This is a genomic window from Pseudomonas turukhanskensis, assembly GCF_027922365.1.
GTDB classification, from domain to species: domain Bacteria; phylum Pseudomonadota; class Gammaproteobacteria; order Pseudomonadales; family Pseudomonadaceae; genus Aquipseudomonas; species Aquipseudomonas turukhanskensis.
The window spans coordinates 35,320-49,016 of sequence record NZ_BSFN01000025.1; the positions used below are offsets into that span (position 1 = coordinate 35,320).

Here is a 13,697-nt window from a genome sequence, read left to right on the forward strand (position 1 = left end):
GAGCCAGACCGTGAGTGGTTTTTTTAAGGCTTGGGTGAAACAGAAGCAAAGCGGGGGCCAGGTGTGGGGGTAGAATGAAGATGGGTGGTTCGAGTATCCCAACACCACTCACCGTCATTCCCGCGCAGGCGGGAATCCAGAATTGCCCGGCGAACACGGTTCTCCTGACGACTTCCGGGTCCCCGCCTGCGCGGGGACGAAGGTGTTGGGGCTTACATCCCCGCCAGCTTGTGAAACTGCTCGACGTTGGTGATCGGCTCTTTGGGCATATCCGGGAACGCTTCACCGAACCACTTGGTTTGCAGCGCCGCCAGGCGGCCGTTGGCGCGCACTTTGTCCATGAAGCCGGTGAGGAATTTCAACAGCTCAGGGCTGTTCTTCGGCATCGGCCAGGCAGCGAAACCAGGGCCGGATACCGCGATGCCCTTAGCGAAGGTGTCGCCACGGGTTTTGATCAGGTCATTTACCGAGATCAGCGCGTTGACCGCGTAATCCAGACGGCCGTTGGCCAGGTCCGCGTACACCTCAGGGTAGGATTGGTACTCAACCACCTTGCCCATCTCGCAGCCTTTTTCTTTCATCATCGCCTTGAGCTCAGGCAGGCGAGCGAGCAGGGCGCTACCGGCTTGCACGCCGACAGTTTTGCCGCACAGGCTGGCGATATCGCTGAGGCTCTTGTCGTCGGCGCGCTTCACGTAATAGTGCTGGGCGCTGGCGAACGGCGGGGTGAAGTTGAACACGCGCAGGCGCTCGTCGGTGACCAGGGCGCCGGTGAAGGCCACGTCATACTGGCCGGACGACACCGACGCAAGCAGGCCGGTCCAGGGCAGGATGTCCTGCTTTACATCGATCTTCTGTTCCTTGGCGTAGGCAACCAGGTCTTCCAGTAGCTCCTTGTGAAAACCCTCCGGCTTGCCGTCGACGATGTAGTTGAACGGTGCGTAGTCATCTTCGGTCGCCACGGTGAGCACGCCTTTGCTCTTCACCTCATCGAGGTCGGCGTGGGCGAACGGGGCACTGAGTACCAGGGTGGCGAGGGTCAGCTTGCGCAACAGGCCAAGCGATTTGAGGGCCAGCGAACCGTTGTTCGTGTGCTTCATAAGTGCTGCTCCAGTTGTCGTTAGAAGTTGGCTGGACTCAACCATAGAGAGGGCTGCAAGCGAGGGGATAGGGACAGATTTGGCCATTCGACTGGCCAGTCTTGCGGGCCAAAACCATGGCGCGCGAATTGCAAAGCTCATCGGTCGGCAAGCGAGAAAACCCACCATGATCGATCACCTGTTTCATCTGGATTTCGACCACCAGCGTGGCCTTCAGGAGCAACTGCGCGAGTCGCTGGTGTCCACCATTCTCGGCGGCGGCTTCCCGGCAGATGAGCCCTTGCCGTCGTGCCGCAAACTGTCCCAGCAGCTGTCCATTTCCCGCAACACCGTGGCGCTGGTGTACGAAAGCCTGCTCGACAACGGCTACCTGGTCAGCCGCCCACGCAGTGGTTACTACCTGCACCCGGACTACTGCGGCGCCGACTTCGACGACAGCGTGCTGCGCACCACCGCGCAGCGCCAACCCGACCACCTAGAGGATGGCGAGCGTGCACCGAATTGGGCTGCGCGCTTCAAGATGCAGCCCAGCCTGAAGCATGGCGTGCTGCGCCCCAGCAACTGGCCCGGCTTCACCTACCCGTTTGTTTACGGCCAGCCGATTCGCGACCTGTTTCCGCTGGAGCGCTGGCGCGAGGTGTCGCGCAACACCCTGCGCAGCGAGCGCGACCAAGGCTGGTTGCGCGACCGTTTCGACCGCGACGATGAAATGCTTATCGAACAACTGCGCACCCGCGTGCTGCCCAAACGCGGCATCTGGGCGCGGCCCGATGAAATTCTGGTCACCCTCGGCTCGCAAAACGCCTTGTACCTGCTGGCCACACTGCTGATGGGCAAAGGCGTAAAAGTGGCCGTGGAAAACCCCGGCTTTCGCGACGCCTTGAGCATCTTCGACCTGCAAGGTGCGCACGTGCAGCTGCAAGACATCGACCGTGAAGGGCTGGTGGTCGATTCGCGCCTGAACGACTGCGAATACCTGTACGTCACCCCAGGCCACCAGGTGCCCACCGGCATCGCCATGAGCACCGAGCGGCGGGGGCAATTGCTAAAGCAGATTCGTGAGCACGATCAGGTGCTGATCGAAGACGACTACGACGCCGAACTGAACCTCGACAACCACCCGCAGCCGGCGTTGAAAGCCAGCGATAGCCAGGGACGAGTGATTTACCTGAGCAGCCTGTCCAAAGCGTTTTCGCCGGGGTTGCGCATGGGCTACATGGTGGCCGATGCCGAGCTGATTGATGAGCTACGGGCGTTGCGGCGGCTGATGTACCGGCATCCGCCACTGAACAACCAGCGGATGTTGGCGGAGTTTCTTGCGCAGGGGCATTACGACGCGCATCTGCGCAGATTCCGTGAAGAGCATGCGCGGCGGCGTGAGACGTTGAGCCTGGCGCTGCGTGAAGAACTGCCGGGGTGTGAGCATGTGGGTAGCCCCGGGGCGAGTGCCTTCTGGCTGGCGGCGCCGCAGGGGGTGGATACACAGAAGCTGGCCTGGGCGGCGGCGCAGCAGAGCGTGTTGATTGAGTCGGGGGCGCAGTTTTTCTTTGGACAGCATGTGCCGGTGAATTTTATGCGCTTGGGGTTTCATGCGATTGATTCGGAGCGGATTCGGCCGGGGATTCGGGTGTTGGCGCAGGTGTTAGAGCGGATGTGATTGCTCGTGGTTGGGTGGTGTTCTTCTTTGTCGCGTTTGCGGGAAGTTTTATTTCGCGCCTTACGCGCGAGTTTCTTTTTCCAGTCGTCGGAATGCCGCACTATAAAAAAGAAACCAAAAAATCTTGCCCCCACCTTGGGTTTTCACTGCGTGAAAAGTTCCCTCGCTCAAGGGGCGGGCAGATCAAGATCAAAAGCAGATCAAGTTCCCCTCGCCTAGCCGGCCGCCCCCGACCCTCTCCCGCACGCGGGAGAGGGGGCTGCTTCTCGTAGGGGCCAGGGGGCGGCCATCCGATTGCTGGCGAAGCCTGGAAAAGGTAATTCCAATCCTACGTTTGCAGGGTTCGCTAGCAAGCTAGCTCCTACAAGATCAAACGCGGTCGTCGCCCTACGTCACCCCTCGCCCGCTAGGCCGGCCGGGCAGGCGAGAGGGGCCGGGGGTGAGGGGCTGTTGATCTGGCTTTTGATCTACCGCTTGTGATCTACCCGCCCCTTGAGCGCCAGGCCGAGTGGAGTCGTTGCGTAAGGGGTCGTAGCGGCCGGGAGCCGCGAAGAGGGATGAGGGCCATGGATGGCCCTTCAGCCCGGCCCCTGGAGCAACGACGGAGTGAGGAAAGTTTTCACGCAGTGAAAACCCCAGGTAGGGGCAAGCCCTTTTGGTTTCTTTTATGGCGACTGATAAAAGAAACTCGCGCGTAAGGCGCGAAACAAAACGCCCAGCGCACGCGCCAATGAGTTCCAACACCTCACCCCAAGCAAACAAAACCATGGCGCCGAAGCGCCACAAAAATCAAAGCGGCTGATGCTTATCCACACCCGGCGGCACCACCTGCTGCTCGGACTTCAACAAATCCCGAATCTCCGCCAACAACACCACCTCAGCCGTCGGCGCAGCCGGCGCCTTGGCCTGTTCTTTATGCAACTTGTTGATCACCTTCACGCCCATAAAAATGGCAAAGGCAACGATCAGAAAGTCCAGGCAGGTTTGCAGAAATTTGCCGTAGGCCAGCAACACAGCAGGCTTGTCGTCCACCGCCGCACGCAGGGTAATGGCCAGGTCAGAGAAGTCCACGCCGCCGATCAATAACCCCAATGGCGGCATGATCACATCGCCCACGAACGACGACACAATCTTGCCGAACGCCGCGCCAATGATGATACCGACCGCCATATCGACGACATTACCTTTGACGGCAAAGGCTTTGAATTCACTGAGTATGCTCATAGATGGACTCCCTGTTACTGATGATGTTTGGAGGGCAGTGTAGAGCAGCGCTTTGGCGACTCCCAGCTTCAAGTGACCGACCTGGGCGCTCAGTGTTCCCCGTTTTTGCCTCTGGTCTAGGCTGTAGGGGTTAATCCACCTACCGCGACAGGAGACGGCTTATGACCCTTGAACACCACCCGCTGCATCAGGAGTTCCCCGAGTTTCAGGGCGAGTTGCAACGGCTGCTGGGCCAGGATGCACACTTCAGCAAGCTCGCTGCCGACTACTCGGCGTTGGATAAACAGATTTTTCAGGTCGAGGACGGTCGACAGGCCATGGACGATATGGCGCTCAAGGCGCTGAAGAATGAACGGGTCAAACTCAATCTGGAAATCGCCAGGCAACTGCAGGCCGCCAGTAAGGCCTGACAACCGAGCCACCGGCGCCGGTAGCTGAGCTATCATCGGCGCTTTTCGGCAAGGGGGTTGAGATGGCCAAGGCCAAGCGTATGTATGGCTGCACCGAATGCGGTGCGACCTTCCCCAAGTGGGCCGGCCAGTGCGGCGAGTGCGGCGCCTGGAACACCCTGGTGGAGAGCATGATCGAGGTGGGCAGCGAAACGGCTGCCAGCGGTCGTGCCGGCTGGGCCGGGCAACAGGCACAACTGAAAACCCTGGCCGAAGTCAGCGTGGAAGAAATGCCGCGCTTTTCCACGGCCTCGGCCGAGCTGGACCGCGTGCTCGGCGGCGGCCTGGTCGATGGCTCGGTGGTGCTGATTGGCGGCGACCCCGGCATTGGCAAGTCCACCATCCTGCTGCAAACCCTCTGCAACATTGCCACGCGTATGCCGGCTCTGTACGTCACCGGTGAGGAATCCCAACAGCAAGTGGCCATGCGCGCCCGCCGTCTGGGGTTGCCGGAAGACAAGCTCAAGGTGATGACCGAAACCTGCATCGAGCAGATCATCGCCACGGCCAAGATCGAAAAACCCAAGGTTATGGTGATCGACTCGATCCAGACGATCTTCACCGAGCAGTTGCAATCGGCTCCTGGCGGCGTCGCCCAGGTGCGCGAGAGTGCGGCCCTGCTGGTGCGTTATGCCAAGCAGAGCGGCACGGCGATTTTCCTGGTGGGCCATGTGACCAAGGAAGGCGCGCTGGCGGGCCCGCGCGTGCTGGAGCATATGGTGGACACCGTGTTGTATTTCGAAGGCGAGTCCGACGGCCGCTACCGCTTGCTGCGGGCGGTGAAAAATCGTTTTGGCGCGGTGAACGAACTAGGCGTGTTCGCCATGACGGATCGGGGCTTGAAGGAAGTGTCCAACCCCTCGGCCATCTTTCTCACCCGCGCCCAGGAAGAAGTGCCGGGCAGTGTGGTAATGGCGACGTGGGAAGGCACCCGGCCGATGCTGATCGAGGTGCAGGCTCTGGTCGATACCAGCCACCTGGCCAACCCGCGCCGGGTAACCGTCGGGTTGGACCAGAACCGGTTGGCCATGCTGCTGGCGGTGCTGCACCGCCACGGTGGTATTCCAACCCACGATCAGGACGTGTTCCTCAACGTGGTGGGCGGGGTGAAGGTGATGGAGACCGCCTCCGACCTGGCGTTGATGGCGGCGGTGATGTCCAGCCTGCGCAACCGGCCGTTACCCCATGATTTGCTGGTGTTCGGAGAGGTGGGGTTGTCGGGTGAAGTGCGCCCGGTGCCGAGCGGTCAGGAGCGTTTGAAGGAGGCGGGCAAACATGGCTTCAAGCGCGCCATTGTGCCCAAAGGCAATGCGCCGAAGGAGGCCCCGGCTGGGCTGCAGATTATTGCCGTGACGCGTCTGGAGCAGGCGTTGGATGCGTTGTTCGAGTAAGGGCTATCGAGGTTAAAGCCTCTCCCACGATGGACCGCCTATCTGTTCAGAACAGGCATCAAACTCGATGCCTGGAAAAATATATGTAACCTGAACAAAAAACGGAGCCCTGCCAGGCCGCTTAACCGAGCGCAGCAGGTTTCACACGGCCTGCTGCGGCTCCGTTTGCTGTTTTTTCATCAACCTCGCGCTTATTGCGCCAGCTTTTTGTGCCGTACGCGGTGCGGTTGGGCAGCGGCATCGCCGAGGCGTTTTTTGCGGTCGGCTTCGTACTCGGTGTAGTTGCCTTCGAAGAACACGGCTTGCGAGTCGTCTTCGTACGCCAGGATGTGAGTGGCCACGCGGTCCAGGAACCACCGATCGTGGGAGATCACAATGGCGGCGCCAGGGAAGTCCAGCAGGGCTTCTTCAAGCGAGCGCAGGGTTTCAACGTCGAGGTCGTTGGACGGTTCGTCGAGCAGCAGCACGTTGGCGCCCTCTTTCAAGGTCAACGCCAGGTGCAGGCGGCCACGCTCACCACCGGAGAGGTCCTTGACGAATTTCTGCTGGTCGCCGCCTTTGAAGTTGAAGCGGCCCACGTAGGTACGCGATGGCACCTCGTAGTTGCCGATCTTGATCATGTCGGAACCATCGGAAACCATTTCCCACACGGTCTTGTTGCCGTCCAGGTCGTCGCGGCTCTGGTCGACGCACGCGAGTTTGACGGTTTCGCCCACTTCGATGCTGCCAGAGTCCGGGGTTTCCTTGCCCATCAGCATGCGGAACAGGGTCGACTTACCGGCACCGTTACCGCCGATCACGCCAACAATGGCGCCCTTGGGCATGCTGAACGACAGGTTGTCGATCAGCGCGCGGTCGCCGTAGCCCTTGCTGACGTTGACGAAGTCGATGACTTTGTCGCCCAGACGCGGGCCCGCCGGGATGTAGATTTCGTTGGTCTCGCTGCGCTTCTGGAATTCCTGCGATTGCATTTCTTCGAAGCGTTGCAGACGGGCCTTGGACTTGGACTGGCGGGCTTTGGCGCCTTTGCGCACCCACTCCAGCTCTTCCTTCATGGCCTTCTCGTGCGCCGACTGCTGCTTGGACTCTTGCGCCAAGCGGTCGGACTTGGCTTCCAGCCAGCCGGAGTAGTTGCCTTCGTACGGAATGCCGGCGCCGCGGTCGAGCTCCAGAATCCAGCCGGCAACGTTGTCGAGGAAGTAACGGTCGTGCGTGATTGCCACGACGGTGCCCGGGAAGTCGTGCAGGAAGTGTTCGAGCCAGGCCACCGAGTCGGCGTCCAGGTGGTTGGTGGGTTCGTCGAGCAGCAGCATGTCCGGGGCGGACAGCAGCAGACGGCAGAGGGCCACGCGGCGCTTTTCACCACCGGAGAGGTGCACCACCTTGGCATCCCACGCGGGCAGGCGCAGCGCGTCGGCCGCGACTTCCAACTGGCGCTCCAGGTTGTGACCGTCAGCGGCTTGCAGAATGGCTTCCAGCTTGCCTTGCTCGGCAGCCAGGGCGTCGAAGTCTGCGTCAGGTTCGGCGTAGGCGGCGTAGACCTCGTCCAGGCGGGCCTGGGCGTTCTTGATCACGCTGACGGCTTCTTCCACCACCTCGCGCACGGTCTTTTCCGGATCCAGCTGTGGCTCTTGCGGCAGGTAGCCGATATTCAGGTCGGGCATGGCGCGGGCTTCACCGTTGAACTCGGTGTCAACGCCGGCCATGATTTTCAGCAAGGTGGATTTACCCGAACCGTTGAGGCCGAGTACGCCGATCTTGGCGCCTGGGAAGAAGGACAGTGAGATGTTTTTCAGGATTTCCCGCTTCGGCGGCACTACTTTGCCCAGCCGATGCATGGTGTAGACGTATTGAGCCAAAATGTAGCACTCCTTAATAAAAGTAAATAACCAAGCTGAAAGACCATCATTATAGGCTTATCGTCGCTATTGACAAAAGCAGAAGCGCCTCCTAAAACTTTATTTATTAGGTACTCGACGAGATTGCAAATAATGATGCACTTCTATGTCAAAATCATCAGGTGCGCAAGCGGCGAGCGCCTTCCCACGCTCATAGATCGCTCCACTGGAATACCGAACTTCGACGCAACTCTATGGACAGTTTCCGCCCTTAGACCAAGCAACGTGGCCAGCGCAACAATCGATCAAGCGCTCAGAAGCATTGCCATTTTGCTAACTGTGCTCCGCACTCGGGAGATAGATCTTTCCATAAGGCTAAATAACTCAAGATTTTTAGACGCTGAAGAGATTGATGCCATCGTCAAAGCGGCTGGAATACCAAACGTATCACTTAGAGATTACCTGACGCCAACAAAGCAAAAGCACATAAAACCATTCCTGGTTCACTCATTAGAATCTTTTAGAATGAGTAAGCAATCCGAAAAAAACCCTGCCAGCGTTTCCCCCAGCACTACGAGCATTCGACTATTTTATATCAAACAGTTTATAGACTGGAGATTAACGTCCGAAATATTAAAAAGTGACACGACCAAAAAGTCAGAGCTTAGTGCATTAAAAACACTTATCGACTTGGATTTGAAAAATAGATCGCCAACCCAAACCACCAGAAACAACTTATCAGCACGCACGGGAATAAATCGAAAAGCGCAAAGTATTTTGATTTCTTGTATCAACTTAGAAATTAATACAACGCTGTGGCATTCAACTTTCGCCAAGCAGCGTAATGAATTGATCATTCATTTCTTTCTGGGAACAGGCATACGTAGATCTGAGTTGCTAGGGCTTCGCATACAGGACATCAGACCTAGAATGCAGGAAATGCTGATCCTGAGGCGACCTGACGACCGCGACGATCCCAGACTAGTTGAACCGAATGCAAAGACTCAAGATAGGGCGATTCCGCTCACATCTGAGCTTTATAAGCTGACAAAAAACTATCTAATCACTCGAAATAAAATTGTCAAAGGAAAACACGACTTCCTGATCACATCAACATCTGGATCGCCTTTAAGCAAATCTGAAATCAATCGAATCTTTAGAGAATTTGATAGCACCCCAGAACTTAAAGGCTTATCACCTCATATTCTCCGTCACACATACTGTGAAAATCTAGCCGAAGATCTTCACGCTAGTGGTTACTCGCAAACAGAAATACTAACGTTCCTAAGAAGGCTAGGAGGCTGGAGCGACTCATCCAACACGCCTCGAAGATATATCTCTAGATTTATCAACGAAACCGCCGCAAACGCCGGATTGGAGCTTCAAAAGAAGATATTCATTTAGTTCTCGGAGACACATATGCCCTCCAGCGCTGAATTATATTTACACGAAAAACAACATCAAGATTTACCCAGACGTTCCAAGACCAGAAATGGTAGCGTCTTCTCGCCCTCAAGTAACGTCTGGAAATTTCGAGAGGGCACAACTAACGTAAATTTCAACTTCAGCTTAATGCCTGAAAACTTTGGCACCTTAATATCGAGTATAAAAAAGTCCCTAATCTGGTACTTAGAAAATCGAAGCCCCAACACTGCATTCAATGCGTTCACAAACATATTGTGGTTTTCACGAGCAATTGAATCTACTAAACATCAAAAAGGAGACACTATCGAAATAGCGGAAACGCACATACAAGAAATACTAGCCATGGGAAAGTCCGCTGAACATAAACTTTCCAGCTTAAGACCTTTTCTATTGAAATGGCACAGCCTAAATGCTCCAGGAATAACACAACAGGCAGCTGACTTACTCCGAAAGAAAGTACTAAAACAAAATCCTACAGGCGTAGCAGTTGCCACCATGGATCCCTATGAAGGCCCCTTGACTGACTCTGAGTTCGAGGACCTACAAGCAAAGATCAAACAAGCAGCAATAACGGGGCGGATAAGCGAGCCCAAGCTACTTATGTCCTACTTGATGATTGCATTAGGCATACGGCCAATACAAATTGCTTCATTAAAATGCAAAGACTTTATTCAAGGTCCTCTTGCTATTGATGACCACTTACTTAACGTACCTCGCGCAAAACAAAAAAACACTTTAGATCGATCTGAGTTCAGGCTGAGAAAATTGAATCGAGAGCTAGGTGATAGACTAAAATCTTACATTCAGACTCTCTCTAAAAAGCACTCTAAAAAAAACACGAACATAGCTGATCTACCTATGTTTCCGAAGGAGCGCCAACATCGATTCCCTGATGGCCCAGGCTTTGAGTTTCATTGTACCGCGCAAGCAATCGGCATTAAAATTAGTAGAGCTCTGAATTCATTAGACCTTAATTCCGAGCGATTGAACGGAAAAACTCCTATTACCCCTGTTCGTCTGCGAAGGTCATTTGCCACTCGTGCAGCGGAAGAAGGTTGGTCATCACTAATAATTGCAGAATTAATGGACCACACTGACACCCGGCATGTGGAAGTTTATGCAGGGTTAACAACTAAAATCAAAGCCAAGTTCAGCAGGCAGATAGCTTTTGATTTGGCCCCTATATCGCAAGCATTCAGCGGAAAAATTATTGCATCAGAATCGGATGCATCTCGACCAGGACCATCTTCACGCATAATTGACTTACGCATAGATAGAAATGGAGCACCTATCGCCAGTTGCGGCAAGAATTCTCAATGTGATTTTTCCCGCCCCTACGCCTGTTACAACGGTTGCTACGATTTTGAACCTTGGCTTGACGGGCCTCACGAGGCAGCTTTAGATCATATGCTTGCCCGCAGGGAGCATTTACTTGCGACTACCGATTCAAAAATAGCAGCCATAAATGATCGGTCAATTTTAGGCTGTGCACAGGTAATACTTCGGTGCAGAGAATTACTGGAGAAAAAATAATGAGTAAACACATTAATTTTTCACATCTTTTCTCTGAGACCAACAAAAAACTTCAGGATTTTATTCTCAACAAAAAAAACCAACCAAGCATACTCTTAAAGCATAGCAAATTCGAAGAAAACGGATGGTACGTTAAACATATCGGACAAAAGAGCAGCGCAAGAAATTTTGTTTACTTTTCAAAACCGGAGTTCAAACCCAAAATCTCTAAGCGAAACAACGCCAACCCGATTCCAGCTCCACTTCCAGACGAAATGCGCCTATCTGAGCCGTTCAATAGCTTCGCGAAAGCACTACTAATTTCACTAAATGAATCAAATCCAACCGTTGCTAATCACATTCGAATAGTACCTCTAAAGTATCTAGAAGGAGTTCTGGTCAAAACACACGGCAATAGCAACCCGATACGAATCTCTAAGGAAATCCTAGACACTGTCGTAAACCTGTTTAGAAAAAACTTCAGCGAGGAATCTGCATACTCATATACTAGCCAACTTCTCCTGATATATAAGCATATGATAGAACAAGCCATCATAACGGCGCCTATCATCTGGAAGGTTCCTTTAAAACCTAAGCAAAAACGCCGCACTCGTGTCGGCAAAAAGTTTGATGAAGAACGCGCCAAAAAACTTCCGTCTCCTGCCGGAATTTATGCCTTAGCTGAAATATTTAACTCTCACACAGAAAACAGAGCAGCTATTTTCTGCTCATCCATTTGCGCTCTGATGCTATGTGCCCCCGATAGAGCCTCCGAAGCGCTGTTAGCCCCCGTAGATCTGGTAGCGCCTGATTGGACTGATCCAGAATCTGGAGAAGTAGGAACAGGCTTACGATGGTTTCCGTCCAAAGGCGCTCCACCGTTAGTTAAAACTGTTCCGCCATCGATGCGAAATATAGCCTTAAAAGCTGTTGGGAAAATTAAGGAACTGTCCGCGCCCGCAAGAAAAATTGCAGTTTGGTATGAGGAAAATCCTACAAATATATATCTCCCCAGCCAACTTGAGCATCTACGAAAAAAGACGAGACTCACAGAAATCGAATTATTCTCGGTTCTTTTCGGCACCCCAAAACAGCAGATTTCGCCCTCGGAAAGAGACAGAGCCTTGAAATGGTTAAGAAGAAATAATATTCAATCTATTAATCCATCGAATAAAATAAAAGCATTTAAATTTAAACTAGTTGAAGAAGCAGTACTAAAATTACTGCCGATTGATTTCCCGCTCATGGACGCATCGAGCAATATGAAATATAGCGAGGCCCTATGCATAGCCCGTGTCTCGGAATTTCGCTCAAAATTACCTTTCTCTTGTATTTTCTCCAACATCCCTTTCTCCACGCTATCTATGGCATTGAAATCTAGAGGAAAAAACATGTCCATATTTGAGCGCTTTAACTATAGGGACGAAGACGGAGCATTCATAGAAATGACAAGCCACCAGTTTCGTCACTATCTCGATACTTTAGTTCGTCACTCCTCGGGCATCACCGAAGAAAATATCGCTCAGTGGGCAGGCAGAAAGTCTATTTCCCAAAACATAACATACAACCATCAATCCGATAGAGACGTAATCACCAAGCTTCGGGATGCATTAGGTGATCCAACGAAAGCCTTCGGCCCGTTTGGTGACATTAGCAAACGAAACTTCATTACTAGAGACGAATTTGCGTCTTTAAAAATAATTACCGCCCACACGACTGAGAATGGCTTCTGCATACATGATTACACTCAATCCCCATGCGAGCATCATAACAATTGTACGAGTTGCGAAGATCACGTATGTATTAAAGGAGATATAAGAGCCGAAAATAATATCCGTGCGAGCTACAAAGAACTATTAATACTTCAGGATGACGCGCGCAAGGCCTTTTCAACGGACGTATTGGGCAGTGCCGAATGGTTCATCTATCAATCCCATCAAATTCAACGCATGAAAGAACTCATCACCTTACTGGACGATCCAGATGTACCTGTAGGATCTGTAATTCAAATTAGTCCGACTCCGTTTCTTACGGGAATTATCAGGGAAAAGGAGACTCAGAACCTGACAGAGAAGAAACAGATCGAATTTTCTTCGCTTGATGATTTGAGACACTTACTTTCAGCCCCTACTCGAGAAAGTTACGATGATTAAGAAAACCCGCTTCCGCAATTCTAACCTGGACGACGCGATGGTTATTAGGATCGTTCAATTATTAGATGGTTGGCCGAATGAAAGGTTAAGCTGGAAGGCTTTCATCGAAAAAATCGAGTTGGCAACTCGCAAGCGCTATACGAGACAAGCGCTGCATAACCACGCGAGAATTAGAGACGCGTTCGCTCTTAAAAAAACAGTTTTAAGAAGCTGCATAAAGCCACAAATTCCGTCGCCCACCCCAGATCAAGAGCGAATACTAAGACTAGAAGCAGAGGTCAATCGCTTGAAAATGGAAAACAACAACCTACTTGAACAGTTTCATCGCTGGGTTTATAACGGGCACTTATACTCGCTAGGGGAAAACATGCGAAGCATAATGAACTCTCCACTGCCCTCAAACTTTCGCGACCCATCCAGAATCGACTAGCCTCAGCGAAGCTGGTGCAAATTAAAACTACTGCACGACCACGAAAATGATCACCTAGGTAGTTCCCATGCAATATAATACTTATTTATTGACATGTTAGGCTCAGTGATAATTACTCTTTAAACATACTTACGTCATTCAAACTTTCTAAAAATCGGGAAATATCAAAGTATCCCGCACAGTACTTTCTCGATGGCTACTGCCATTTGAACTGAAACATATCAACTAAACCATCGCCTGGTTGTGGTCCGAATATGTCACTTTCAAACCCCAGGCATCTCTCGCCTCTCTGTACTAGGTGTAGACCAGATCTACAGCGGTCGTTGAAGCTGGCTGATCAGAGGCCTTCGATAGCTAGGAATCCATTTTCGGATCTTAACGCTCTGTTATTAGTGCAGGCGAATCGCGTACGAGTTAGATATGTAAGCGCTCCATAAACCCCACCTTCAAATGACCCAAGTACGACCTGATGCTGTGCTCCCGATTTTCTTTCTGGAGCCAGCCCATGATGCGCCCCG

At 52.9% G+C, this 13,697-nt stretch carries 9 protein-coding genes; 6 read left to right on the plus strand and 3 right to left on the minus strand.

All coding sequences use genetic code 11. The features are described 5' to 3' along the window. Nucleotides 1-212 precede the first annotated feature (212 nt). Nucleotides 213-1,100, minus strand: a complete 888-nt coding sequence (locus PKE98_RS24360) for a transporter substrate-binding domain-containing protein (RefSeq protein WP_271198027.1) — start codon at nucleotides 1,098-1,100, stop codon at nucleotides 213-215. Between the two features lie 166 nt (nucleotides 1,101-1,266). Between PKE98_RS24360 and pdxR the strand changes: the two genes are divergently transcribed. Next, nucleotides 1,267-2,757 (plus strand): MocR-like pyridoxine biosynthesis transcription factor PdxR, encoded by a 1,491-nt coding sequence (pdxR, locus tag PKE98_RS24365; protein ID WP_271198028.1) that lies wholly within the window; start codon nucleotides 1,267-1,269, stop codon nucleotides 2,755-2,757. Nucleotides 2,758-3,546: 789 nt separating this feature from the next. Here pdxR and mscL read toward each other — a convergent pair. Continuing rightward, a complete protein-coding gene (gene mscL, locus PKE98_RS24370; protein ID WP_271198029.1) occupies nucleotides 3,547-3,981 on the minus strand; it encodes a large-conductance mechanosensitive channel protein MscL in 435 nt (144 codons plus the stop codon). Between the two features lie 161 nt (nucleotides 3,982-4,142). On the opposite strand from mscL, the gene PKE98_RS24375 reads away from it, so the two are divergent. After that, entirely contained in the window at nucleotides 4,143-4,391 is a 249-nt protein-coding gene (locus tag PKE98_RS24375) for an HP1242/YdcH family protein (RefSeq protein WP_271198030.1), read from the plus strand. A gap of 62 nt (nucleotides 4,392-4,453) precedes the next feature. Further along, a complete protein-coding gene (gene radA, locus PKE98_RS24380) occupies nucleotides 4,454-5,821 on the plus strand; it encodes a DNA repair protein RadA (protein WP_110617332.1) in 1,368 nt (455 codons plus the stop codon). A 191-nt stretch (nucleotides 5,822-6,012) separates the two neighbouring features. Here radA and ettA read toward each other — a convergent pair whose 3' ends face one another. After that, nucleotides 6,013-7,680, minus strand: coding sequence for an energy-dependent translational throttle protein EttA (gene ettA, locus PKE98_RS24385; RefSeq protein WP_271198032.1), 1,668 nt, complete (start codon nucleotides 7,678-7,680; stop codon nucleotides 6,013-6,015). 264 nt (nucleotides 7,681-7,944) lie between these two features. Between ettA and PKE98_RS24390 the strand changes: the two genes are divergently transcribed. The 3 genes from PKE98_RS24390 to PKE98_RS24400 are packed head-to-tail and all read left to right on the plus strand — an operon-like array spanning nucleotide 7,945 to nucleotide 12,749. Beyond that, a complete protein-coding gene (locus PKE98_RS24390) occupies nucleotides 7,945-9,063 on the plus strand; it encodes a tyrosine-type recombinase/integrase (RefSeq protein ID WP_271198033.1) in 1,119 nt (372 codons plus the stop codon). Nucleotides 9,064-9,078: 15 nt separating this feature from the next. Further along, entirely contained in the window at nucleotides 9,079-10,617 is a 1,539-nt protein-coding gene (locus PKE98_RS24395) for a site-specific integrase (protein ID WP_271198034.1), read from the plus strand. After that, nucleotides 10,617-12,749 carry a hypothetical protein gene (locus tag PKE98_RS24400; protein WP_271198036.1) on the plus strand — a complete coding sequence of 711 codons (2,133 nt, stop codon included), beginning with the start codon at nucleotides 10,617-10,619 and terminating at the stop codon, nucleotides 12,747-12,749. Before PKE98_RS24395 ends, PKE98_RS24400 begins: the two co-directional genes overlap by 1 nt. The last annotated feature ends 948 nt before the right edge of the window (nucleotides 12,750-13,697 follow it).